The sequence below is a fragment of the Bacillus sp. MHSD_36 genome (assembly GCF_030757775.1).
Classification (GTDB): domain Bacteria; phylum Bacillota; class Bacilli; order Bacillales; family Bacillaceae_G; genus Bacillus_A.
The window spans coordinates 322,429-347,629 of sequence record NZ_JAVBIS010000003.1; the positions used below are offsets into that span (position 1 = coordinate 322,429).

Consider the following 25,201-nt stretch of genomic DNA (forward strand, 5'->3'; position numbering starts at 1 on the left):
AGGAGAGGGAAAAGATGTCTAATCTAATGGTTGAAAATCAAACAGAACAAGTTTCTATGTTTTTAGAAGATGTTATTTACTTGATAACCAATTATGTAAATTATCATACGTTGCCTTCTTTATTAGAAGAGACACCAGCAGGGAATGAACAATATTATAAAGGGTTATTAGCGTCAATAAGACGTCTTCTCGTTTTTTGTGAAGAAGGACATGATGCATGTTTTGTTTTGTTAAATAGCCAGCCATTTCGAAAAACAGCAGCTGAAAAAATTCTATATAAAATTTATCATCAAGTAATTGCAGAGTTTTTTTCACCAAAGAGTGATCATTGGTATGAGAATAGTCGGTCTGCTTATACAGGGAAAAACTCCATCGTTTTTCAACAAACGCCACCTGCATCTATAGAGCAGGTGATGAAGAGTTTAGAAGGTAAATTTCAACTGATGCGTGAAGAACTAGAATATTATGAGACGGATTATCAAACAAAGATGTTACACAAATATTAATGGCGAACAAGAAGCTAAGGGGACTTAGCTTCTTTTCCTTTTGTACAGTTATATAAGGGATTTCCTTTGAATATATTTAAGGGGATAGCATTAAGGAGGTGTAACATGAGTCAGCAAGGTGTATTTACAGATTACTTTCATGAAGTAGAAAACTGGTGTGAAAGTGTTCTTCACGTATTAGATAGCCGTGCAATGGAAGTGTATGATGTCCATATGCTTGCTTATAAAATTCAAACGTTATTAGACCGTATGAAAGAGCATGAATATGATACAGATGCAGAGTTTATGTATGAAATAAGTGATGATGTAGAGCATATTCAGCATCATCTGCAGGAAGTGTTCGTGCAGGGAGAAGAGGAATATGAACTATATGAAAGAGGGGATAGTGAACGAGCTGTTCCCATTGGGGGACATACACTTCCACCATTACCTTATCCGTATAATGCGTTAGAACCGTATATTTCTAGGGAAATTATGATGTTACACCATGATAAACATCATCGCAGTTACGTGGAAGGATTAAATAAGGCAGAAAAGATGATGGAAGAAGCGAGAAAAACAAATCAATTTGATCTAATTAAGCATTGGGAAAGAGAAGCGGCTTTTCATGGATCAGGTCATTACTTACACACGATATTTTGGAATAACATGAAAAAAGGTGGTGGCGGAAGTCCAAGAGGGGCTCTTTCACAACAAATTGAACAGGATTTTGGGAGTTTTTTACGTTTTCAAAAACATTTCACAGAAGCAGCTTCTAAAGTGGAAGGATCAGGATGGGCGATTCTTGTTTGGGTGCCACGATCTGGAAGATTAGAAATTTTGCAGAGTACACTTCATCAATTATTTACACAATGGGATACGATACCGCTTCTTGTACTAGATGTATGGGAGCATGCGTATTATTTACAATACCAAAATCGAAAAGATGAATATATTAAAAACTGGTGGAATGTTGTCAATTGGCCTGATGTAGAAAAAAGATTTGAAAGTGCGAAACAAATTGAATGGACACCGTATTAGACGCAGGTTCTCTGCGTCTTTTTTATCCGCATTTAACGGGCAGTAAGACCCCACCTCAAAATTCAGCGAAAGCAAAGAAGTTAGGTGGGGGGGTCGGGCTGATAATCAGTGGGGGATGAACCAAACCCCCACTGATTAAAGTTTCACTTTATTGGAAGGAGAAGGAGATTTCGTTCATATTTTAAAAGGCCAAGCATACACTTGTACAAAAAGTGCCAAAAGGACGTGGGGGGAAATATGAGACGAATTTGTGTAATAATCACGCTTCTTATTATGTATGCAAGCGTTATGCCAATTCCTACATATGCAAAGATAAACAGTAATGTCAGTGCTCGAAATGCTGTATTAATGGAGCAACAATCAGGTCGTGTATTATACGGAAAAGCAGAACATGAGCCGCAAAAAATTGCTAGTATAACAAAAATTATGACAGCCTTGTTAGCTGCTGAATCAGGAAAAATGAAAGAAATGGTATCGGTTAGTAATGAAGCGGTGAGAGTAGAAGGATCAGCAATTTATTTAAAGCCTGGACAGAAAGTGAAGTTAGAGGATTTAGTATACGGACTCATGCTTAGATCTGGTAATGATGCAGCACAAGTAATTGCTGAAAATGTAGGGGGGAGCATAGAGGGGTTCGTATATTTAATGAATGAAAAGGCGAAACAAATTGGAATGAAAGATACGCACTTTTCAAACCCACATGGTTTGGATGGAGATGGATCCCATTATTCGTCGGCTTATGATATGGCACTTTTAACGAAGTATGCAATGGGGAACGAAACCTTTAAGAAGATTTTTGGAACAAAAACGTATAAATCAGATTCATGGGATTATCCGTGGAAAAATAAACATAAACTTGTGACGTCTTATTATGAATTCGCAACAGGAGGAAAAACAGGTTTTACAAAGAAAGCAGGACGGACACTTGTTACAACAGCATCAAAAGATGGACTAGATCTAATTGTCGTAACTTTGAGCGCTTCTAGCGATTGGGATGATCATATGAATTTATTTGATAAAGGTTTTGAACGTTTCAAGCAAACGAACGTTGTAGGACAAGGAGCTCTTGCTGAAATAACTGAAAAGAAATATGCCAATCATGTTTATACGAAAAATAGTTTTGCGGTGCCATTAACTGAGCAAGAAAGAAAGGATGTCGTATTAAAAGTTGAACTCGATAAAAGTGCAAAACTTAAGGATGGCGTAAAGGTTGGAAAGACAGAAATTTATGTTGGCAATGAGAAAGTTGGAGAACGGAATTTATTTTATAGTAAACGAAAGTTAGTAGCTACAACGGGAATGTACTGGAATAATGTGAAAGAAATTTTTTCTCATATGATAGGTGTTGGGAGCGATGGTTAATCTCGTATGGGTAGCGATGGCAGTCATAGGGATCATATATGCCATGATAAATGGAACGATGGAAGCAATAAATAAAGCTGTATTTGACGGAGCAAAAGACGCAGTAACAATTTGTATAGGCCTTATTAGTGTATTAGTATTTTGGCTCGGTTTAATGAAAATTGCAGAGGAAGCAGGGTTGTTAAAAAAGTTAGTGTCACTTTTTATGCCAATCGTAAAAAGGTTGTTTCCAGAAATACCGAAAGATCATCCGTCAATGGGATTTATTTTATCGAATATGATGGCGAACTTTTTTGGGTTAGGTAATGCAGCAACCCCTCTTGGTATTAAAGCGATGGAACAATTGAAAGAGTTAAATGGAGGGAAGGATTCGGCGAGCCGTTCTATGGTGACGTTTCTCGCATTAAATACATCAGCGATTACTTTAATTCCTACTACTGTTATTTCGATTCGAATGACGTATGAGTCAGCGAATCCTACTGAAATTGTTGGAGTAACATTCATTGCACAAGTACTTTCTATGATTGGAGCGATTTGGATTGACCGCTATTTTTACCGAAGAAGGAGTAGGAAGGGGCGGAAAAAATGAGTATTGTCAATACGATATCATTATGGGTAATCCCTTGTGTAATCGGTTTTATCCTTTTATATGGCACGATAAAGAAAGTGCCGACGTATGAATCGTTCGTTGAGGGGGGAAAAGAAGGAATTCAAATTGCAATCTCCATTTTACCGTTTATGGTTGGAATGCTTGTATCTATTTCCATATTTCGAGCTTCAGGTGCATTAGATGCAATGATATCAGTAATGAAGCCGATGTTAGATTTCATTCATGTCCCAGCAGAAATTGTTCCGCTAGCACTTATACGCCCTATTTCAGGCTCTGCTGGTTTAAGTATAACGACCGATTTAATTGCCACATATGGGCCAGACTCGTTTATTGGAAGGTTAGCTTCTACGATGCAAGGAAGTACAGATACGACTTTTTATATTTTAACAGTATACTTCGGAGCCGTTGGAATTAGAAAAATGGGAGATGCATTAAAAGTAGGACTTTTTGCCGATTTGATCGGGATTATTTGTTCCATTGTGTTTGTTTCTTTAATGTTTAAGTAATACTATTCATTTTTTATGCTATTTCGCTTATAATACGTATACGACCACTATTAAGGTGTTGCTTAATAGTGGTTTTTTTATGCGGTATTTTTGACAAAATGATGAACTTTTATTGTGAGAAATATGAAAAAGATGGACAATAATAAAAGGTAAAAACATGATTTGACCTTTATATGTTTATTATCATCGCTATGTTGTTTAAGTAAGATGAAGCGAAAAGCCGTCAAGCGTATGCGGTTGCCAAGTCTTTCTAATGTAAGGTAAGATAAATTCGAGGTGAAAAAAAGAAATGGAACGATTACAAAAAGTGATTGCGCAAGCAGGTATTGCATCGAGAAGAAAGGCTGAGGAATTAATTCAGCAAGGAAAAGTGAAAGTGAATGGAAAAATAGTGAAGGAGTTAGGAACGAAAGTAACTCCTCAAGATAAAGTAGAAGTAAATAACATCCCTCTTGAAAAAGAAGAACCTGTTTATTTTTTACTATATAAACCAACTGGCGTAATTTCAAGTGTATCAGATGATAAAGGAAGAAATGTTGTAACAGACTTTTTCCCAGAAATTACACAACGTTTATTCCCAATCGGACGCTTAGATTATGATACGTCTGGCGTATTATTAATGACAAATGATGGGGACTTCGCAAACGTATTAATGCACCCTAGATATAAAGTTGAAAAAACATATGTTGCAAAAATAAAAGGTCCACTAACAGGTGAGAAAATTCGCATGTTAGAACGCGGTGTTATGTTAGAAGACGGAAAAACAGCACCAGCGCGTGTGAAAATCATTTCTTGGGACAAGCGTAAAGAAATGGCGATTGTACAATTAACAATTCATGAAGGACGTAACCGTCAAGTACGTCGTATGTTTGAAGCGTTAGATTGTAAAGTAGTGAAACTAAAGCGTGAACGCTATGCTTTCTTAGAAGTAGGAAGTCTGCGACCTGGTGATGCAAGAGAATTGACACCGCATGAGGTGAAACAATTACGTGCATTGGCTTCTACAAAGCCTCGCTAATCGATATTGTGAAAATTTCACCAGTGGAATGCTCCGCTGGTGATTTATTAAAAATACATATATTCATCACTCGTCGAAGAGAGGGGAGACAATATGAAAAAAAATCGCTTATTATTTCGTGTTATTATTCTGCTCATTTTAAGCGGTGCTGTAGGATTTACACTTTATCAAGGGTATTTCACTAAAGAAGAGAAAATGCAAATTGGAAAAGAAGCACCTAATTTCGTTGTAACAGATTTAGAAGGAAAGAAAATTGAATTAAAAGATTTAAAGGGAAAAGGTGTATTTTTAAACTTTTGGGGAACTTGGTGTAAACCTTGCGAGAAAGAAATGCCCTATATGAATGAATTATATCCAAAGTATAAAGAAAAAGGCGTTGAAATTATTGCGTTAGATGCAGATGAAACAGATATTGCTGTTAAGAATTTTGTAAAACAATATGATCTTAAGTTCCCAGTCGCAATTGATAAAGGTGGAGAAATTATAAAAACGTATGGAGTAATACCATTACCAACAAGCTTCTTAATTGATAAAAATGGTAAGGTAATTCAAGAGATTAAAGGTGAACAAACGATAGAACAATTGGAGGAGTATTTAAAGAAAATTACTCCGTAATAAAGAAAGCCTTTACATAAGAGGTGCTTACCTATAGCACCTTCGGTTTAAAAATTCTGAGTATTGTGGTAACTTAAGGTTAGAATAAACAATAGTACACATAGATACAGGGGCGGTGAGAGTGTTGAAAGAAATTAAGTGTGAATGTGGACATGTGAATCCAATAGGAACCGTTTTTTGTGAAGCTTGCGGGAAACCATTTGAAAGCAATGAAAATGTAAAACTATTGGATATGCGCTATGAGGGGAGCGCTCGGAGATCTCTCACGCAAACAAAAACGATTGTCGATAAAATTTGGAGCTTCTTCTCTTCTGTAAAAGTGGGTGTATGGCTCATTGTAATTACTTTAGCTGCATCGGCGATTGGAACTATTTTTCCACAAGAAATGTACATAACTCCAGGGGTTGCACCCGCTGAATATTATAAGCAAGAATACGGATTTTTAGGGCAATTATACTACCAATTAGGATTTAATAATTTATACGGTTCATGGTGGTATATGATTTTAATTGCTTCAATTGGTATTTCACTTGTGATATGTAGTTTAGATCGTGTCATTCCGCTTTATAAAGCTTTAAAGAAGCAAGGGGTGAAAAGACATCCTAGCTTTTTAAAGAGACAAAGATTATACGGCACTGGTACACCGCAAGATGGTGATTTGGAAAGAGTGCAGATGAATTTAAAGAAAACGAACTATAACGTGAAAGTGGAAGACGGTAACATTTTAGCTGAAAAGGGACGGTTTTCACGCTGGGGTCCATATGTGAATCATATCGGTCTTATTATCTTTTTATTTGGTGCAATGCTTCGTTTTTTACCGAGTATGTACGTAGATGAAACACTTTGGTTACGTGATGGCGAAACGAAAGAAATACCAGGAACGGATGGTCAATATTATTTAAAAAGTGAGAAGTTTATAAAGGAAGTTTATGATAAAAGTAAGGACAAGGAAGTTTTTGATGAAGCAATTGACCGTGTAGGTGATAAAATGATTGCAAAAAACTTCCAAACGAATGCCGTATTATATAAAGCGGTAGGTGAAAAGATAGCTGGACAAAAACCGAAATTTGAAAAAGTAAAAGAAGTTAAAATTCGAGTAAATGAACCGCTGAAATTTGATCAATTTGCTGTTTATCAATTGAGTTATAGAGAAAATGAATTTAAAAGTATGTCCTTCCGTTTGCAAAATAAAGAAAATAATCAAAAGTGGGGACCAATCAAAGTTGATTTAACGAATCCTACTGAAAAATATGATTTAGGAAATGGCTATTCTTTAGAACTATTAAGCTACTTCCCTGATTTTTATTTTGATGAGAGTGGAAGACCAAATACAAAAACAAAATTACCGAACAACCCTGCATTTGTGTTTAAAATGTTTACACCTGAAACACCGGATGGTGAAGTGAGTTTTGTTGGTATTCAGCAAAATATAGAACCAGATGGGAATAACAAATATAAAATGTCGTTTGCAGGTGTGGAAATGCAAAATGCAACAGCGCTTACTGTAAGGAAAGATTTAACGCTTTGGATTCTCGGTATTGGAGGATTTATATTTATGGTTGGTGTCATTCAAGGGATGTATTGGAATCATCGCCGTATTTGGATACAACGCGTTAATGATGAATGGTGGATTGCAGGACATACAAATAAAAATTGGTTTGGTTTAAAGAAAGATATTGAAAGAGTACTAGAAGGTACAGCAATTCCGCAGCCAAGCGATAAAGTAGTCGATAAAAAAATTAGTTAAGGTGGGGAAACGATATGGTGCAAATAAGTAGTAACTTTCTCTTTACCGCATTTATTTTATATTTAATTGCCACTCTATTTTTCGGGGGAGCGATTAAAGAAAAAGGTCACAAATGGGCAAATGTAGGAATAACGATTACAATTTTAGGGTTTATTGCACAAACAGTATATTTTGTTACAAGATGGATTGCATCAGGACATGCACCAGTTAGTAACTTTTTTGAGTTCGGTACGTTTTTCGGCATGATGCTTGTCGGAGCATTTATTGTCATGTATTTTATGTACCGCGTAAGTATAATCGGACTCTTTGCATTACCAGTTGCGCTTTTATTAATTGCATATGCGAGTATGTTTCCGAGGGAAATATCTCCACTTATTCCATCTTTAAAAAGTAATTGGTTACATATTCACGTGACGACTGCAGCAGCAGGACAAGCAATCTTAGCGATTAGTTTTATAACGGGCGTTATGTATTTATTGAAAAATGTAGATCAATCAACGAGAAGCAAACGTACATTTTGGTTAGAAACGGTTGTATTCACACTTGTTTGTACAGTTGGATTTATTGGAGTAACAACGGTATTTTCTAGTATGAAATATGAAGCGAAGTTTCAATGGATTGATAAAAATGAACAACAAGTAGAGATGAAGTACAATCTTCCGGCTTTAGTGGGGCCGCATGAAGGAAAGTTATTGACAGAAAATAAATTAGAACCAAAAGCTGAAGTTCCAGCGATTGTAAATGCGAAAAAATTAAATACTGTAATTTGGTCAGTTTTAGTTGGAACTTTACTTTATATCGTATTAAGACTTGTTTTACGGAAACGAGTATCAGCGGCGCTTCAGCCGTTAGTAAAAAATACAAATAGTGATTTGTTAGATGAAATTGGATATCGTTCTATTGCAATTGGATTCCCAGTTTTCACATTAGGTGCATTAATTTTCGCCATGATTTGGGCGCAAATAGCGTGGACACGTTTTTGGGGTTGGGATCCGAAAGAGGTTTGGGCACTGATTACTTGGCTCTTTTATGCGGCGGTATTACATTTACGCTTATCAAAAGGATGGCACGGAGAGAAGTCGGCATGGTTAGCGGTAATTGGTTTTGCAATCATTATGTTTAACTTTATTGTAGTAAACTTAATTATCGCGGGTTTACATTCATACGCATAGAGAAATAAAATAGGAGAGTGTATGTCACTTTCCTATTTTATTTTTGTCAACTTTTCTTCTTTTTTGAGAAAAACATGACAAAGTAGCGGTTGATTTTGTAAAATGATGTCGAGGACATTATATACTGTTCAAAAAAAATACATAGTTTTGGAAAAAAATTGAACAAACTTTATTATTCTTGTGAAGCATAATATGGAAAGTGAAACATTTAGAAGATTGCTTAAATAAACGAGAATAGCGCAACATAATAGTGTAGAAGGGTAGGTGTGAACCGTTGTGGTAAAAGTACGCAACGGGTAAAAATGGAAAATGAATCAAGAATTTTAATTGTAGACGATGAGGATCGTATTCGTCGTTTATTGAAAATGTATTTAGAAAGAGAACAATACACAATTGAAGAAGCAGATAATGGTGATACAGCTTTAGAAATGGCGTTACAAAATGATTACGATTTAATCCTATTAGATCTTATGATGCCTGGTAAAGATGGTATTGAAGTGTGTAAAGGGGTTCGTGAGAAGAAAGCGACGCCAATTATTATGTTGACAGCGAAAGGTGAAGAAGTAAACAGAGTACAAGGGTTTGAGGTAGGAACGGATGATTATATTGTGAAACCATTTAGCCCACGTGAAGTAGTGCTTCGTGTGAAAGCGGTCTTACGCCGTTCTGTACCAACAACATTCTTTACACAAGATACAACAACAAAAGATGTTACTGTGTTCCCTCATTTAACAATTGATAATGATGCACACCGTGTTACAGCAGATGGTAATGAGGTGAACTTAACGCCGAAAGAGTACGAATTACTATTATTCTTAGCGAAAGCGCCTGATAAAGTATTTGATCGTGAGCAATTATTAAAAGAAGTATGGCAATATGAATTCTTCGGAGATTTACGTACAGTTGATACGCATGTAAAGCGTTTACGTGAGAAGTTAAGCAAAAAATCACCAGATGCTGCGAAGATGATTGTTACCGTTTGGGGCGTAGGTTACAAGTTTGAGGTTGTGAACGACTGATGCTCTGGAGAAGTGTAGTAGGGAAGTTATGGATGACCATATTACTTCTCGTTTCGTTTGTGCTTGGATTTGTTGCGATTTTACTTTCGCAGTTTTTTAGAACATATTATGTTGATATGAGTGAGGCTAGGCTTCAAAAAGTTGCAACAAGTATTACGGAGTTAATTGAAGAAGGCGCCGATGTAAAAACGATTGAAAATATCGCGTACAAATTCTCTGATCCACTTTCAAGGATTATTATTGTAGAAGATGGTAAAGAAATATCTTCTTCGCCGAAACAAGAAGGGTTAGTCACTCTTACAATGGATAATTTGAAAGAAGATAAAGAATTAGCGGCTGTTTTTACAGACAAAAAAGAAATTAAAAATAACATTAGAAAAGCTTCTAATAGTAGAAAGAATAAGAACACTGAAAATGATATTATGATTGTCGGAAAGCCAGTGCAGTCAAAAAATCAAAGTGCAGTGTTCGTATATGAATCTTTACAAGTGCCGATACAAGGCATGGAGAGAACGACTGATTTCATATTCTTATCAGCAGGGATTGCGATTATATTAACAACTTTCTTTGCATTCTTCTTATCTACGCGAATTACAGCACCACTCCGTAAAATGCGTGAAGTTGCTTTTGAGGTGGCGCGTGGAAAGTTTGATGCGAAAGCCCCTATGGTATCTCAAGATGAGATTGGTGAGCTTGCAACGGCTTTAAATCAAATGGGAAAACAGTTGAAGTTTAATATGAATGCCCTGCAGCAAGAGAAAGAACAGTTAGCTAGTATTTTAAGTAGTATGGCAGATGGGGTTATTACGTTAAATCAGGAAGGTGAAGTTGTTGTAATCAATCCGCCAGCTGAACATTTTCTGCAAGTTTGGCAAGAAGAAAAAGAAGTTGAATTAAGTAAAAAGCTACCTTCTGAGCTTGTTGAACTATTCCATCTCGTTGTAGAAAGCGAACAACAACAAGTAGTTGAAATCAATTTGCAAAAAGGTAACTATGTAGTACTTATGACGCCACTTTACAACCAAACGAAAATTCGCGGAGCGGTAGCCGTATTGCGTGATATGACGGAAGAACGCCGTCTAGAGAAGATGCGCCAAGACTTTATTGCAAACGTATCACATGAACTTCGTACACCGATGGTAATGCTTCAAGGGTATAGTGAAGCAATATTAGATGATATTGTGCAAACGAAAGAAGAAATTAATGAATTTGTTCAAATCATTTATGATGAATCCGTTCGTTTAGGTAAACTTGTAAATGAATTATTAGATTTAGCGCGTATGGAAAGTGGTAATGTAGAGTTACATATCGGTGAAGTAGATATTCATCCTTTCGTTGAAAAAATAGGCCGTAAATTCCAAGGGATTGCAAGGGATAAAGAAGTCGAATTAACGGTTGATTTCAAAAATTCAATTGAGCAATATCCGTTTGATGCAGATCGTATGGAACAAGTATTGACGAATTTAATTGATAACGCAATTCGTCATACGAATGCAGGCGGACATGTAACGCTTGTAATTGATACGAAAAATAATGGACTTATTTTTGAAGTGCAAGATTCGGGCGCTGGTATTCCAGAAGAAGATATTCCATTTTTATTTGATCGTTTCTATAAAGCTGATAAAGCAAGAACACGTGGGAAAAAAGGTGGAACAGGACTCGGACTTGCGATTGCAAAAAATATTGTGCAAGGTCATGAGGGGAAAATTGCTGTTTCAAGTGTTGTTGGAGAGGGAACTATATTCTCTGTATATTTACCAAATCGTATAATTTAGATATGTGTTTTTAAAGTTGATAACGAATAAAGTTCTACTGTTTTTTATTTTTTTGTAAAATCAATTAAATAAATTATAGTAGAACTTTTTTCTATCTTAGTCCAATGAAGAATAATAAGAGGAGTGTCGTAAAGCGATGAAACTATATACGAAAACAGGAGATAAAGGGGAAACAAGTGTGATAGGTGGCAGAGTGGATAAAGATGATATTCGAGTTGAGGCATATGGTACGATAGATGAGGCGAATTCTCATATTGGATATGCGATGACGAAGCTACAAGGTGGGTCTTTTGAAGATATTTATAATGAACTTGAAAATATTCAACATGAACTATTTGATTGCGGAGGAGACTTGGCGATAGTAGCAGGAAAAATTCCGTATAAAGTAACGATTGAAATGGTCGAAAGCTTAGAAAGAAGGATTGATTTGTATATAGAAGAAGCACCGCCTTTAGAGCGCTTTATTTTACCAGGTGGAAGCGAGCCGGCAGCTGCTATTCATATTGCACGTACGGTTGTAAGGCGGGCGGAGCGATGTATCGTGTCTTTGCAAAAAGAAGGGGAAATAAATGAAGTTGTTTTAAAGTATGTAAATAGATTATCTGATTATTTGTTTGCAGTAGCTAGAGTAATAAACGCTCGATTACAAGTAAAAGATGTGGAGTATAACCGCAGTGCAATCGTTTTTCGTGATAAAAATGAGAAGGAAGTGGAGTGATTCACTTTCTTTTTTTGTATACTTTTTTCTGTAATATACCAAAATAGAGAGGGTATAGTGGTAATTAGAAAACGGAGGATGTATATGAAAGTGTTAAAATGTGGCGTCATGTTATTGACAGTATTATTTTTATCTCAATTACATGTGTACGCAGAGGGAAATCGATGGACATGGCCTGTTGAAGGACAGATAAGTGATTATTTTGGGACAAGGCACGGAAAACACTACGGTATAGATATAGCGGCACCGATCGGCGCGCCTGTGGCAGCTATTCAAGAAGGTAAGGTAACGAAGTCTTATTATTCAAGTAGTTACGGAAATGTTGTATTTATTAAACATGGAGAATATGAGGCTGTGTATGCACATTTAAATAAGAGATATGTAGTTCAAGGGGAAGATATTTCAAAAGGAGAAATAATTGGAGAAGTAGGAAATACAGGAGAATCGAGAGGTGCACACTTACATTTAGAAGTTCATCAAGGAAGATGGACGATGGCGAAAAACAATGCGGTGAACCCATTGCTTGTTTTACATGAACAAAGAAATCAAGTCGTTTCCTCATCGTTATATGTCGTTCAAAAAGGGGATACTTTAGTTAGTATCGCACGAAAGTTTAGTATGTCAGTTAAGGAAATTAAAGAAAAAAATGGGCTTCAGCAAGAGCTCATTTATCCGAACCAACAATTATACGTAAAGTAAAAAAGAGCTAGTTATAAACTAGCTCTTTTTTTACCAAAAAATAAAGACACATATAAATCCAGAAATAGCTAAGTAGCTATATAAGTAAAATACTTTCGTTCTTGTTTTTTCGTTTGTTCGAAATAATACAATGGTTGGTTCAATTAAACCGATTGTCAAACAAAGTAAACCAAGAAGCATACAACCAATTGAAATGGAGTACAGGGCGATTTGTGGTGCTTGAAATGGAATCATCCATTTTAATAAAAATGCAATAAGTGCAGTGTAGCAAATGCTGCCGATGTATTTATTCAATGGTGCATTAGAACGAAAACCTGGAAGTTTTTTTAAGAAAGAGCGAGAAACAACTTCAGTTTGTAAAGATGTATGCTCTTCGATTATTTTTTGAGCTTCTTTTCCTTTTTGGAAAAGGGATAATATCCAGTTTCGCTCCCCTTGGAAAATAAATTGAGAAGTTGTTAAATAATGATCCATCTTCACTTTATTCCAACTCTTCCACGGATGACGCTCACATAATTTTAATTTACTTTCTGTTTTTTTATCATACTGATAAATACTGATGCCATCTTCATCGAAAGCAGCATAGTATGTCTCGCTTGAGAATGTGCCTAAATCAATTGGGCAGTAGAAAAGTAATTCTTTTTTTAAGTAAAAGTATTCTTTTCTCAAGTTTTTTTTCATTGCTTCTCGAATAGAGTGTCTCTTTTCTTTCTTCATGACATTTCCTCCATAATCCAGAAAATGTTCTTATCTTAACAATTCAACATCTTATCACTTTTAAGTATATATGACTAGGGGATTGATAGGAGAAACGCCGAATACTAAAAAATCTGGGGTGTATTGTAAAATATAATGAATAGTCTTGGTTATATAAAATTAATAACTTATTTTTAATAAGTTACACTTTTTTTGTTCACAATACAATCATGTTGTTGTATAATAAAATGGAAAATAGAATATCGGTCTATCTTCGGGGCAGGGTGAAAATCCCGACCGGCGGTGATGAACTATATGTGATTTTGTTCTAAGCCCGCGAGCCGTTAAGGCAGGATTTGGTGTGATTCCAAAGCCGACAGTATAGTCTGGATGGGAGAAGATGGAGGTTCAAGCGTTCAAAAAAGATATGGATTTGAACGTCTGTTTGATGTGCCTTAAATTCTCCCTTTGTGTAAAACACAAAGGGTTTTTTCGTTCTATGAAAAAGTAGGCATAGCAGAACCTTTCCACTTTCCATGAGATGATCGATGGAAAAGGAGAGAGAAAGATGAAACAAAAAAACAGTGTAGTGCAGATGGTGAGTGTAGCGATGCTAAGTAGTATTGCATATTTACTGATGATGTTGGATTTCCCATTCCCAGGGCTTCCGCCATTTTTAAAAATTGATTTTAGTGATGTACCAGCTCTAATTGCTGCGATTATTTTTGGGCCAGTTGCAGGGATAATTGTAGAGGCGATAAAGAATATTTTACATTACGGGATTCAAGGGAGCTTAACGGGAGTACCAGTTGGAGAAATTGCTAACTTTATTGCAGGATGTTTATTTATTGGACCAGCAGCTTTCTTATTTAGAAAGTATCGTACTGTTAAAAGTTTAACGACAGGGTTAATGCTAGGGACAATTACAATGGCACTAATTATGAGTGTATTAAATTACATCATCATATTCCCGGCTTACACTTGGTTTTTAAATTCACCAGCTATGTCTAGCGAGGCTATAAGAACAACGGTTGTAACGGCGATCTTACCATTTAATTTGATTAAAGGAATTGTTGTGACAATTGTATTTGTAGCGTTATTCTCACGCCTGAAAGTCTGGGTGTTTGCAAAAATGAAAAATGCATAAAATATAAAATGTGAAAAAAACCAATAGTAGTATGGAACTACTATTGGTTTTTTTATTAAGGAGAATGAAAATAGAAAACAAAAAATACCCCTCAAATGAATGAGGGGTATTTTTTGAAGTTAATAAAAGACTATTCGAATTTTAAAGCATCGCCGTCGAATGATTCATCAGCAACTTTGATTGAGTCAGTTGGACAACCTTCGAATGCATCCATCATATCTTCAAGTAATACATCTGGAATTTCAACGATACCTTGGTTATCATCTAATGTTACGAATGCAATACCTTCATCATCATAGTCGTAAATGTCTGGTGCAGCAGCGCCACAAGCACCACATGCGATACAAGTATCTTTATCAACGATTGTATATTTTGCCATCTTTTTTCCCTCCTGATAATATGTATGTGAAAAGTTCGCCATAAAAATTATAACCTTATTGTAAAACGGTTTTTAAAACTTTTCAACATAAAATTATAATGATAATGCTTATCAATTAGAGTGTCAACTGATTTTTGCATTATGTCATAAGATTTTCAAAATACGTAAATGTTATTTCGTTTGGTACAATAGAATATATACAAGTATATAGTACCGATATGATAAGTTTAATGAATAACGGTAGATAGTGTTATATCAAAAAGCAATTAAGTTAGATTGAAGGGTGGAAGCGGTAATGCAACTACAATATACTTTATTGTATTGTTTAAAACAATTGAATGGTGAAAGGACCGTTTCTTCTATTTATTATTTATTAAAGGGAAAACGTTCTTCGCAAACGTTACAAGATGGAAATATGTTCCGGATTTCTTTTTTGTTTGGAATATATAAATCGTTAAATAGAACTGAGTATGATCGTGAAGTTGCAAAGTTATTGCAAGCAGATTTGATTCAGGAGATACATGAAAATACATATTTGTTAACACCTAAAGGTAAAATGCAGTTATATACATGGGAGGAAGTGTATGCTTTTCCAGCGCATTTACATGGTTTGCACTATGGTGAACTAGGTGAAACATTTTGGAAAAGATTATCTTTAGTTATTCAGACTATATCTAATTTACAACAGAATAATACGAAGTTTATTCCTATTCAACAAGATACAGAAATAATGGTGTGGGTGAAACGTTTTTTAACAGGTATGCCGTATAGGCGAAGTGAATTGGCGAAAAGATTGTGGGGAGAAATACATAATCTTTTAGGTAAATGTAATGTGGTAGAAGCGACGATTGTAACATATAGATTAACAGGATATGAACGTATCGGTTGTACATTGCAGCAGTTAGCGGAAATTACGAAACAAGATATATTCAGGGTGTACTTTTTATTTTGGGGTACAATTCATTTCCTTATACAAGAAGTTCGGGATAAAGAAAATGAATTTCCATTATTAGCTGAGATTATTTCTTATCCAAATGAGAGGGCTGAATTATTTAGTTTATCAACGAAAAAAACATATAATTTTTGGAAGCAAGGGCGCTCTTTAGAAGAAATAGCGACAATTAGAAATTTAAAGGTTGCAACGATAGAAGATCATTTTGTTGAAATTGCTTTGCGAGAAAGAGATTTTTCTATCGAGATGTTTATGGAAAAAGACAAAATAGATAAAGTAACAAAAGTAATTGACACATTACAAACACGTAAGTTGCGTGAGTTGAAACAAGCGGTTGGAGAGGATATCTCTTATTTTGAAGTTCGTCTTGTATTGGCGCGGATGGAGGGTATAAATGAAACTTGAGGAATATTTATATAGGTGGTTTGGATATTCTGAATTTCGTCCAGGTCAAAAAGGAGTAATTACAGATTTATTAGAAGGAAAAGATGTTATAGCGATGCTTCCGACCGGAAGAGGGAAGTCTATGTGCTATCAACTTCCAGGGTTAATGCAAGAAGGAACAGTACTTGTGGTATCACCATTATTATCTTTGATGGAAGATCAAGTTACACAATTAAAATATGTTGTGAAAAACCGAGTGATAGCATTTAATAGTTTTCGGACATTACATGAAAAAAGAGAAGCGATGAAAAAATTAGCCTCATATAAATTTATTTTTGTTTCACCAGAAATGTTACAGTCGGAATTGTTAATAAGAGAATTGAAGAAAGTTCATATTTCATTATTTGTTGTCGATGAGGCCCATTGTATTTCGCAATGGGGTTATGATTTTAGACCGGATTATAAAAAACTAAATGTAGTCATTGAGAATATCGGATCTCCTACGGTGCTAGCATTAACGGCTACAGCGACGAAAGATGTACTCCGGGATATAGCAGAAAGTCTAGATTTGCAGAATGTGACGCAGCATGTATACTCTATTGATCGCCCAAACATTGCAATGGAAGTACAATTTGTGGAGACGATAGAGGAGAAGAAAGAAGCGCTTTTGGACCAGGTTATGTATTTGCAAGGACCAGGGATTGTATATTGTTCAAGCAGAGCGTGGACAGAACGTTTAACGGAATATTTAAGAGGAAAAGGCGTTACTGGTGTTGCTTTCTATCATGGTGGTATGGAACATGAAGAGCGTATGTTAATTCAGCAGCAATTTATGAATGACCAGTTGCAGCTAGTAATATGTACAAGTGCTTTTGGTATGGGAGTTAATAAGTCGAACACGAGGTATATTATTCATTTCCACTATCCAACTAATATAGCTTCTTATTTACAAGAAATCGGAAGAGCTGGAAGAGATGGTGAACCGAGTATAGCTATCTTACTATGTAGTCCATTAGATCACGATTTACCAATTTCAATCATTGAAGATGAATTGCCAAGTCAGTCACAAATACAATTTTTATTCTCTTTACTACAAGAAAGAATATTTCAAACAAAAGAATTACCAATAGAAGAGGTAGAAGAAATTTGTTATAATGCAGCAAGATTTAATGAACAATATTGGCGTTTCATCCGCTACCATCTAGAGCGGCTTGGAATTATACAACAGCGAAAATTAATGTTAGAGAGCTTGTCAGATGAAATTATGAACAGATTAATAGCTGAAGTAGAAATAAGGCTACGTAGTAAATATAGTGAGCTAGAAAACATGAAATCATGGATACAAGTGAAAGGATGTAGACGTGAATATTTGTTGCAACAGTTTGGTTATAGAAAAGAGGAAGAGTTGAAGAATTGCTGTGACTATTGTCATATTACAAAAACAGATTATAAAAAAAGACAAGCGCAACAATCGGATTTCGACTATAATTGGGAAACAGAGTTACAAAAGCTTTTCGGTCTAGAAAAGATGGGGGAATGATGAACATTCAAAGGCATAATATTGAAGATATGAGTCCGAAAGAAATAAGGCTAAATCTGTATATCACACAGTTCATTATTATTGGTATTGGTTGTTTACTAGCATATGTATTATTCCGAGATATAAAATCGGTGTATAGTCTGTGGAAATGGGAACCGATGTCTATACTTATAATGGGTGGCTTGTTAGCGATTGGTATTGTGTTATTAGATTATGTTGCAATGCGAGTACTTCCAGAGTCTTGGTTTGATGATGGTGGTATTAACGATAGGATGTTTCAAGGAATGTCAGTTATGCATCTACTCGTTATTACGTTCATTATCGGCTTTGCAGAAGAATTTTTATTTAGAGGTGTAGTACAGACACACTTTGGAATTGTAATAGCGAGTTTAGTATTTGCAGTGTTACATATTCGATATATAAAAAAGCCATTTTTGTTTTGTTTCGTCTGTTTCATTAGTTTTGTCTTTGGTTATGTATTTGAATGGACAGGGAATTTGTTTATAACAATCTTTGCACACTTTCTTGTAGATTTTATAATGGGACTCCAATTAAGAAAATAAATGGAAGGTGGTGGTGAACAACATGAGGAAACGAATTCCTGATTTTGAAGAGGAATTAGAAGTTGAGCGAGTGGAAGAAAAAGAAGGTTTACCGCCGCGTAGTGAAATTCATAGAAATAAAGAGAAAAAACAAAAGTTTAAAATGAATCATATTTTCGTCCGAGTTTTAACATTTCTATTCATATTACTACCAATTAGCATTTTATGGTATACAGATAAATATATTCAGGTGAAAAGTGATGGAAATAACGCTGGGAAAAGTGCATTTGAGGTCATTTTCTTTGATTCAGCTAAATCTGAGTCTGAAGCATCGTCTGAGAAAATCGTAACGCATACGGTGAAAGAGGGAGAAACTTTAGAAAGTATAGCCAAGCAATATTTTTCAGATGAAACTGGGATCGAAGTAATTAAAAAGTATAATGATTTACAAGAAGATGAAGTGAATGTAGGGCAAGAATTAAAAATTCCGATAAAAGGTAAGTCCACAAAACAAGAGAGTTAGTAAAACACTTACTATAAAAACTGAGGATTATCTTTATGAGGAGGGGAGTAAAAATATATGATATGGATTATCTTATTAAGTACTCTCATATGTATTGGTATTATATTTCTTCTTGTAATGTACAGAGAAGCAATGCGCGATACTGTATTGGAACATACTTTAATATTTGAAGAGTTTCCGGAAAGTTTTCAAAAAGTAAATGTATTTTTTATATCTGATATTCATAGAAGGCTCATTTCAAATTTGTTAATTGAACAAGTAAAAGGAAAAGTAGATCTTGTAATTATAGGTGGTGATTTAGCGGAAAAAGGTGTCCCTTTATCGCAAATCTCTGCAAATATACAAAAGTTAAGAGCGATAGCTCCTGTATACTTTGTATGGGGAAATAATGATTATGAGATTGAATATCATGAATTAGATGCGTTGTTATTAGAAAACAATGTGAAAGTTTTAGATAATACAAGAGTTGTATTTGAGTCTGAATTAGGAGAGAAAATTTGTTTGCTTGGTGTAGATGATGTTGGGGTGAAACGTGATCGTTTAGATTTAGCGTTGGCTGATTGTAAAGAAGAGGGTTTTCGCATATTAATTAGCCACAACCCTGATATAATAAATAAAATGTCTGGAAAAGAACAAATTTCACTTGTGTTAAGTGGACATACACATGGAGGGCAAATCCGATTATTCCCATCTAAAAAACATTTAAGAGGTGGTGTATATAAGCATTCAAGTGCGACTCTTTTTGTTAGTAATGGCTATGGAACAACGTTGATTCCACTTCGTTTCCGAGCGCCTGCTCAAACGCATATTATTACGTTAAGGGGAGGGAAATGATGCCAACTCTAGACGGAAAATATAACATAAAAGCTGTTTCGAATATAATTGGAATTCCGCCGAGTACGCTTCGTGCATGGGAAAGACGATATCAAATGATTGCCCCAAAGCGGAATCATGCGGGGCATCGATTATATACAGAAGAGCATATTCAAATTTTGAGATGGTTAATGGACAAGGTTTCTTCCGGCATGATGATTGGACAAGCAGTTCAATTATTAGAAGGGAATCGTTTGCAGAGTGATGTTCAAAAAGAAATACATTACGATAGAGAAGTTGTTTTAGTGGACGATTTGCTACAAGCTTTGTTAAAATTTGATGAAATTACAACTTCTGCATTGTTAAACGAGGCTTTTAGTATTTATGCAACAGAAAAAGTTATAGCAAGTATTGTTCTTCAAGTGTCAAATAAATTGTTAACGTTAAAAAATAATAATGAAGTTACAATAGTGCAATTCCAATATGTCGTATCATTTTTACAAACTCGTCTTGGGATGGTGTATCATAATGCATCATCGTTTTCTTCTATACACAAAGTAGTCGTGTTAGAAAATAATATGTTGAAAGGGTTTGTTTTCTCAACGTATTTACGATTAAAAGGATATGAGGTGATATATATTAGGTCAAGCTTAGCGGAAGAACGTATTTTGTTAGCTGTTGAGCAAATGCAACCTACATATGTAGTAGTCTCTTTTGATGATGGACGAGAACTTAAGAACGCGATGAACAATGTGAATTTGTTACAAGAAAAAAATGAGAACTTTTCTGTTGGGTTTATAGGAGAAATAAGTGCTCGAGATCAGTTGAACATTCAAACAAACCTAATTGGTGATACGAAAGAAGAATGGGATGATTGGTTAAAAATGTTAGAATAGTTGTTCGAAAAGAACCATCTATTTTCTATTTCATATAATAAAAATTATATTCATTGGTTACGTAGGGAGGGTATGAGATGAGGCTGGAACGATTAAATTACAATAAAATAAAAATTTTCTTAACATTTGATGATTTATCTGAACGAGGATTAACGAAAGAAGATTTGTGGAGAAATGCACCGAAAGTACAGCAATTATTTCGTGATATGATGCAAGAAGCAAATAAGGAATTAGGATTTGAAGCGGATGGTCCGATTGCAGTTGAAGTATTTTCTCTACAAGCGCAAGGAATGGTCGTAATTGTAACGAAAGAACATCAGGAAGTCGATACAGATGATGAGTTTCGTGACGAGTTTATTGAAATGCAAGTGACTCTAGATGAAAGCGAGCATATACTTTATGAGTTTGCCACACTAGATGACGTAATTAACCTGTCGAATCGTTTATATAACCTTGATGTAACTGGCGGAAAATTATATACGTGGGATGGGCGTTTCTATCTTTGGATGGAAGAAGAAGAGCAAATTCAATTACTGAAGGCAGATTTTATAGCTATTTTAGCGGAATATGGTAATCCGTCTACAGCAACTATTTATCGCCTAATGGAGTATGGTAAAGAATTAATGGATTCTCAAGCAATTGAACAAATACACAATTACTTTGTGAAAAAACAAAACCTTAGCTAATAAAACAAAGCTAAGGTTTTGTTTTTTATTTTATTTAAATGTATATATGTAAGTAAAATAAAAAATATTTAAATATTTAAGTATTTTACTTTTCTAAAAGCGATAAAAGGACTATAATAATAGTGAAAACGCTTGCAATAGAAGATAGTTTGTATATATTTGTTAGCGTTTTCTATTGCATTCCAAATTTAACGGTGTATACTAGGCAATGAAGGTTTACTAAACAAGTGAAATTACAGGGGGTTTACTTACTATGGTAGCCGAAAAGGGAACTCAAACAAAAGCACAACAACAAAGGGAACAACATTTTGAACTATTGAATTCAACACAAATTGTTATCAGTGAAGCGTTAGAAAAATTGGGTTATCCAAACGAAGTATATGAATTATTAAAAGAACCAGTTCGTATGATGACAGTGAAAATACCAGTTCGTATGGATGACGGGACTGTTAAAATATTTACAGGATATCGTGCACAACATAATGATGCTGTTGGTCCGACGAAAGGTGGAATTCGCTTCCATCCGAATGTAACAGAAAATGAAGTGAAAGCACTTTCAATCTGGATGAGTTTAAAATGTGGTATCGTTGATTTACCATATGGCGGAGGTAAAGGCGGAATTATCTGTGACCCACGTGAAATGTCATTCCGTGAGTTAGAAAGATTAAGCCGCGGTTATGTACGAGCAATTAGCCAAATCGTAGGACCGACGAAAGATATTCCAGCTCCAGATGTATTCACAAACTCTCAAATTATGGCGTGGATGATGGATGAGTATAGCCGTATTGATGAATTTAACTCACCAGGATTTATTACAGGTAAACCACTTGTATTAGGTGGATCACATGGACGTGAAACAGCAACGGCGAAAGGTGTAACAATTTGTATTCGCGAAGCTGCAAAAAAACGTGACATTGATATTAAAGGTGCACGTGTTGTTGTTCAAGGATTCGGGAATGCTGGTAGCTTCTTAGCTAAATTTATGCATGATGCAGGTGCGAAAGTTATTGCAATCTCAGATGCTTACGGTGCATTGCATGATCCAAATGGATTAGATATTGATTATTTATTAGACCGTCGTGATAGCTTCGGTACAGTAACAAAATTATTTAATAATACAATTTCAAACAAAGAATTGTTAGAACTTGATTGCGACATTTTAGTTCCAGCTGCAATTGAGAACCAAATTACAGAAGAAAATGCTAATAATATTAAAGCGAAAATCGTTGTTGAAGCTGCAAATGGCCCAACAACATTAGAAGCAACTAAAATTTTAACTGATCGCGGCATTTTACTTGTTCCAGACGTATTAGCAAGTGCTGGTGGTGTAACGGTATCTTACTTTGAGTGGGTACAAAATAACCAAGGTTACTACTGGACTGAAGAAGAAGTAGAACAACGTTTAGAAAAAGTAATGGTAAGATCATTTGATTCTATTTATGAAACAGCACAAGTTCGTAAAGTGAACATGCGTTTAGCAGCGTACATGGTCGGTGTTCGTAAAATGGCTGAAGCAAGTCGTTTCAGAGGTTGGGTATAATATTATAACGTGAGAAAACGTGATTCCTTTCAAGAGAATCACGTTTTTTTTTGTTGAAGTATTATGGTGAGATGTTGTATATGGAAAATGAAATGATGGAACGAGTAGAACAATTAGAAGAAAAGGTTAAGAGGTTAGAGGGAGAATTTGCGAGAACGACGAAAGCTGAGAAAACAAGTATCGTTCGGGGAAGGACTGCTGTTTTTAATATTTGGTGCGGTTGTAGTAGGGCCGATTATCGCCTTTGTAATCTCAATTCTTATTTGGTTTGCTGAAAAATAAAAAAGAAAAATAAAAAGAACGCTTGTTCTACACGAACAAACGTGCTATACTTTCCTTAGATAAACAAAACGGAAATGATTTTAAGGAGAGATAAATGATGAAAATGACAGTAGACCAAAGATTTATGATGCCAGCGGATGTTGTAGAGCGAGTGGAAGTATTAAGAAACAAACAAAGTAAGCGCGGCACATTATTACAATCAGTAAATAAATTTTTCGGTTTAGATACGAAAGAAGATTGTGTTTGGTTTTACGGTTTTTATGGAGTTGCTGTGAGTATTTTGTTATTTATGGTATTCACATCAAATATTTTCGATTTTCTCTTCGCGTAAGAAATATGCGATAAGGACATTGCTACCGAATACATATATAAAGAAGTAAAGTAATCTTCTGAAGTGGGAGTTGGTAGTAATGGCGATGTTTCCTATAGAGCGTAACTATATTGGGTATGGAAGTTCGAGACCTGGAATTCCTCTTTCTAAAGTAAGGTTTATTGTAAGTCATGATACGGGGAACCCTGGTAGCAATGCGATCGGGAATCGGGATTATTTTAATGAAATACAACCGAAAGCTTCGGCACATACATTTATAGACGATAAAACAATATTAGAAATTATCCCCATAAATGAAGTTGCCTATCATGTTCGATATGGTGTGCCAACAGATAATGACTTATATGGTTATGATGCCAATAAGGCTGCTATAGGAGTGGAACTTTGTTATGGTGGTGATGTTAACTTTTGGGAAGCATATACTCGTTTTACGTGGTATCATGCGTATTTATGTCAAAACTTTGGCTTGAATCCGAAAAAAGCTATCGTATCACATAAAACACTTGACCCAGCTAGAAAGATTGATCCTGAAAATGTATTAGGGAAACAAGGTATTAAATTTCAGCAGTTTTTAGCAGATGTCTATCGGATGTACGTTTCGTTTAGATGACAAATATATGAAAAATGAATACAATAAAGATAGGTGCCTACTGCTGTAAGTAGGTTTTTTCTTGTTTTTATAAATAGTGTATTGGTAAAAGACTAGGAGTGAGCCAGGTATGCAGAAAGAAATAGCTATCATAATTGGAGGCGGTCCGTGCGGATTAGCAGCAGCAATTTCGTTGCAAAAGGTAGGGATAAATCCGTTAGTAATTGAAAAAGGAAACATTGTAAATGCGATTTATAATTATCCAACTCATCAAACATTTTTCTCTTCTAGTGAAAAATTAGAAATTGGTGATGTAGCTTTTATTACGGAAAATCGTAAGCCTGTTCGAAATCAAGCGCTTGCGTATTATCGTGAAGTAGTAAAGCGTAAATCTGTACGTGTAAATGCTTTTGAACGAGTGGAGAACGTTCAAAAAGATGGGGAAGTTTTTCATGTTGAAACAACAAAGCGTGATGGAAGTAAAGAAATATATATAGCGAAATATGTTGTTGTAGCAACTGGATATTATGACAATCCAAATTATATGAATGTTCCAGGTGAGGAATTGAAGAAAGTAGTTCACTATTTTAAAGAGGGACATCCTTATTTTGATCGAGATGTAGTAGTTATAGGTGGAAAAAATTCGAGTGTAGATGCTGCGTTAGAGCTTGTTAAAGCTGGTGCGCGTGTAACGGTTTTATATCGCGGAAGTGAGTATTCACCAAGCATAAAGCCATGGATTTTGCCGGAGTTTGAGGCGTTAGTTCGAAATGGTACAATCCACATGCATTTCGAGGCTCATGTGAAAGAAATTACTGAACATACGTTAACGTATACAGTTGATGGCGAGGCATATACAATCCAAAATGATTTTGTATTTGCGATGACTGGTTATCATCCTGATCATAGCTTCTTAACAAAGATGGGTGTTCGGATTGATGGAGAGACAGGACGCCCAATTTATGCAGAAGATACGATGGAAACGAACGCTGAAAATATTTTCATTGCAGGTGTAATTGCTGCTGGAAATAATGCAAATGAAATATTTATTGAGAATGGTCGATTTCATGGAGATGCGATTGCACAAACCATTGCAACAAGAGAAATATAAAAAGAAGCTGTCGAAATAAACCT

At 35.3% G+C, this 25,201-nt stretch carries 27 protein-coding genes, 1 pseudogene and 1 riboswitch; of the genes and pseudogenes, 26 read left to right on the top strand and 2 right to left on the bottom strand.

Annotation, left to right across the window (positions count from 1 at the left end; genetic code table 11):
• Positions 1-14 precede the first annotated feature (14 nt).
• The 13 genes from Q9B79_RS14795 (at position 15) to Q9B79_RS14855 (ending at position 12,767) form a co-directional block, all read left to right on the top strand.
• Positions 15-506, top strand: a complete 492-nt coding sequence (locus Q9B79_RS14795; RefSeq protein ID WP_306185395.1) for a YpuI family protein — start codon at positions 15-17, stop codon at positions 504-506.
• Positions 507-611: 105 nt separating this feature from the next.
• Positions 612-1,526, top strand: coding sequence for a superoxide dismutase (locus Q9B79_RS14800; protein ID WP_306185396.1), 915 nt, complete (start codon positions 612-614; stop codon positions 1,524-1,526).
• A gap of 237 nt (positions 1,527-1,763) precedes the next feature.
• Positions 1,764-2,888: a D-alanyl-D-alanine carboxypeptidase DacB gene (gene dacB / locus Q9B79_RS14805; protein WP_306185398.1), complete on the top strand. Its 1,125-nt coding sequence runs from the start codon at positions 1,764-1,766 to the stop codon at positions 2,886-2,888.
• Positions 2,881-3,477: a nucleoside recognition domain-containing protein gene (spmA, locus tag Q9B79_RS14810; RefSeq protein WP_240587109.1), complete on the top strand. Its 597-nt coding sequence runs from the start codon at positions 2,881-2,883 to the stop codon at positions 3,475-3,477. Before dacB ends, spmA begins: the two co-directional genes overlap by 8 nt.
• Entirely contained in the window at positions 3,474-4,004 is a 531-nt protein-coding gene (gene spmB / locus Q9B79_RS14815; protein ID WP_306185400.1) for a spore maturation protein SpmB, read from the top strand. The genes spmA and spmB overlap by 4 nt, the downstream gene beginning before the upstream one ends.
• 289 nt (positions 4,005-4,293) lie before the next feature.
• Positions 4,294-5,022, top strand: a complete 729-nt coding sequence (gene rluB / locus Q9B79_RS14820; RefSeq protein WP_029440666.1) for a 23S rRNA pseudouridine(2605) synthase RluB — start codon at positions 4,294-4,296, stop codon at positions 5,020-5,022.
• Positions 5,023-5,115: 93 nt separating this feature from the next.
• Complete coding sequence (gene resA / locus Q9B79_RS14825) at positions 5,116-5,637, top strand: thiol-disulfide oxidoreductase ResA (protein ID WP_306185403.1); 522 nt, start codon at positions 5,116-5,118, stop codon at positions 5,635-5,637.
• A 121-nt stretch (positions 5,638-5,758) separates the two neighbouring features.
• Positions 5,759-7,384, top strand: coding sequence for a cytochrome c biogenesis protein ResB (gene resB, locus Q9B79_RS14830; protein ID WP_306185405.1), 1,626 nt, complete (start codon positions 5,759-5,761; stop codon positions 7,382-7,384).
• Between the two features lie 14 nt (positions 7,385-7,398).
• Positions 7,399-8,556: a cytochrome c biogenesis protein ResC gene (gene resC, locus Q9B79_RS14835; protein WP_071757513.1), complete on the top strand. Its 1,158-nt coding sequence runs from the start codon at positions 7,399-7,401 to the stop codon at positions 8,554-8,556.
• A gap of 302 nt (positions 8,557-8,858) precedes the next feature.
• Positions 8,859-9,575 carry a DNA-binding response regulator ResD gene (gene resD / locus Q9B79_RS14840; protein ID WP_000426862.1) on the top strand — a complete coding sequence of 239 codons (717 nt, stop codon included), beginning with the start codon at positions 8,859-8,861 and terminating at the stop codon, positions 9,573-9,575.
• Positions 9,575-11,350: a sensor histidine kinase ResE gene (gene resE / locus Q9B79_RS14845; protein WP_306185408.1), complete on the top strand. Its 1,776-nt coding sequence runs from the start codon at positions 9,575-9,577 to the stop codon at positions 11,348-11,350. The genes resD and resE overlap by 1 nt, the downstream gene beginning before the upstream one ends.
• Before the next feature lie 136 nt (positions 11,351-11,486).
• Positions 11,487-12,068, top strand: coding sequence for a cob(I)yrinic acid a,c-diamide adenosyltransferase (locus Q9B79_RS14850; protein WP_306185410.1), 582 nt, complete (start codon positions 11,487-11,489; stop codon positions 12,066-12,068).
• Positions 12,069-12,152: 84 nt separating this feature from the next.
• On the top strand, positions 12,153-12,767 hold the full coding sequence (locus Q9B79_RS14855) for a peptidoglycan DD-metalloendopeptidase family protein (protein ID WP_306185412.1): 615 nt from the start codon (positions 12,153-12,155) through the stop codon (positions 12,765-12,767).
• Between the two features lie 30 nt (positions 12,768-12,797).
• On the opposite strand, the gene Q9B79_RS14860 is transcribed toward Q9B79_RS14855, so the two are convergent.
• Entirely contained in the window at positions 12,798-13,484 is a 687-nt protein-coding gene (locus Q9B79_RS14860; RefSeq protein WP_078418352.1) for a hypothetical protein, read from the bottom strand.
• Between the two features lie 245 nt (positions 13,485-13,729).
• Positions 13,730-13,869, top strand: a riboswitch (FMN riboswitch).
• 162 nt (positions 13,870-14,031) lie between these two features.
• On the opposite strand from Q9B79_RS14860, the gene Q9B79_RS14865 reads away from it, so the two are divergent.
• Entirely contained in the window at positions 14,032-14,610 is a 579-nt protein-coding gene (locus Q9B79_RS14865; RefSeq protein ID WP_000810851.1) for an ECF transporter S component, read from the top strand.
• Positions 14,611-14,740: 130 nt separating this feature from the next.
• Here the strand turns inward: Q9B79_RS14865 and Q9B79_RS14870 are convergent, their stop codons facing one another.
• Complete coding sequence (locus Q9B79_RS14870) at positions 14,741-14,989, bottom strand: ferredoxin (RefSeq protein ID WP_001151996.1); 249 nt, start codon at positions 14,987-14,989, stop codon at positions 14,741-14,743.
• Between the two features lie 295 nt (positions 14,990-15,284).
• On the opposite strand from Q9B79_RS14870, the gene Q9B79_RS14875 reads away from it, so the two are divergent.
• From Q9B79_RS14875 to Q9B79_RS14930, 12 genes and pseudogenes are all read left to right on the top strand, one after another.
• Positions 15,285-16,346 carry a YpbB family protein gene (locus Q9B79_RS14875; protein WP_306185416.1) on the top strand — a complete coding sequence of 354 codons (1,062 nt, stop codon included), beginning with the start codon at positions 15,285-15,287 and terminating at the stop codon, positions 16,344-16,346.
• Entirely contained in the window at positions 16,336-17,865 is a 1,530-nt protein-coding gene (locus Q9B79_RS14880; RefSeq protein WP_306185418.1) for a RecQ family ATP-dependent DNA helicase, read from the top strand. The genes Q9B79_RS14875 and Q9B79_RS14880 overlap by 11 nt, the downstream gene beginning before the upstream one ends.
• Positions 17,865-18,428 carry a CPBP family intramembrane glutamic endopeptidase gene (locus tag Q9B79_RS14885; protein ID WP_306186176.1) on the top strand — a complete coding sequence of 188 codons (564 nt, stop codon included), beginning with the start codon at positions 17,865-17,867 and terminating at the stop codon, positions 18,426-18,428. The genes Q9B79_RS14880 and Q9B79_RS14885 overlap by 1 nt, the downstream gene beginning before the upstream one ends.
• 22 nt (positions 18,429-18,450) lie before the next feature.
• Entirely contained in the window at positions 18,451-18,930 is a 480-nt protein-coding gene (locus Q9B79_RS14890; RefSeq protein ID WP_306185420.1) for a LysM peptidoglycan-binding domain-containing protein, read from the top strand.
• 57 nt (positions 18,931-18,987) lie between these two features.
• Positions 18,988-19,764, top strand: coding sequence for a metallophosphoesterase (locus Q9B79_RS14895; protein WP_306185422.1), 777 nt, complete (start codon positions 18,988-18,990; stop codon positions 19,762-19,764).
• A complete protein-coding gene (locus Q9B79_RS14900; protein ID WP_306185425.1) occupies positions 19,764-20,639 on the top strand; it encodes a MerR family transcriptional regulator in 876 nt (291 codons plus the stop codon). The genes Q9B79_RS14895 and Q9B79_RS14900 overlap by 1 nt, the downstream gene beginning before the upstream one ends.
• A 77-nt stretch (positions 20,640-20,716) precedes the next feature.
• On the top strand, positions 20,717-21,325 hold the full coding sequence (locus Q9B79_RS14905; RefSeq protein ID WP_098670536.1) for a genetic competence negative regulator: 609 nt from the start codon (positions 20,717-20,719) through the stop codon (positions 21,323-21,325).
• 253 nt (positions 21,326-21,578) lie between these two features.
• Complete coding sequence (gudB, locus tag Q9B79_RS14910; protein WP_306185427.1) at positions 21,579-22,865, top strand: NAD-specific glutamate dehydrogenase; 1,287 nt, start codon at positions 21,579-21,581, stop codon at positions 22,863-22,865.
• Between the two features lie 80 nt (positions 22,866-22,945).
• Positions 22,946-23,147: pseudogene (locus tag Q9B79_RS14915) on the top strand (hypothetical protein).
• 94 nt (positions 23,148-23,241) lie between these two features.
• On the top strand, positions 23,242-23,478 hold the full coding sequence (locus Q9B79_RS14920) for a DUF3961 domain-containing protein (RefSeq protein ID WP_001983018.1): 237 nt from the start codon (positions 23,242-23,244) through the stop codon (positions 23,476-23,478).
• A gap of 79 nt (positions 23,479-23,557) precedes the next feature.
• Positions 23,558-24,088, top strand: a complete 531-nt coding sequence (locus tag Q9B79_RS14925; protein WP_098670532.1) for a peptidoglycan recognition protein family protein — start codon at positions 23,558-23,560, stop codon at positions 24,086-24,088.
• Positions 24,089-24,197: 109 nt separating this feature from the next.
• On the top strand, positions 24,198-25,178 hold the full coding sequence (locus Q9B79_RS14930) for a YpdA family putative bacillithiol disulfide reductase (protein WP_306185431.1): 981 nt from the start codon (positions 24,198-24,200) through the stop codon (positions 25,176-25,178).
• The last annotated feature ends 23 nt before the right edge of the window (positions 25,179-25,201 follow it).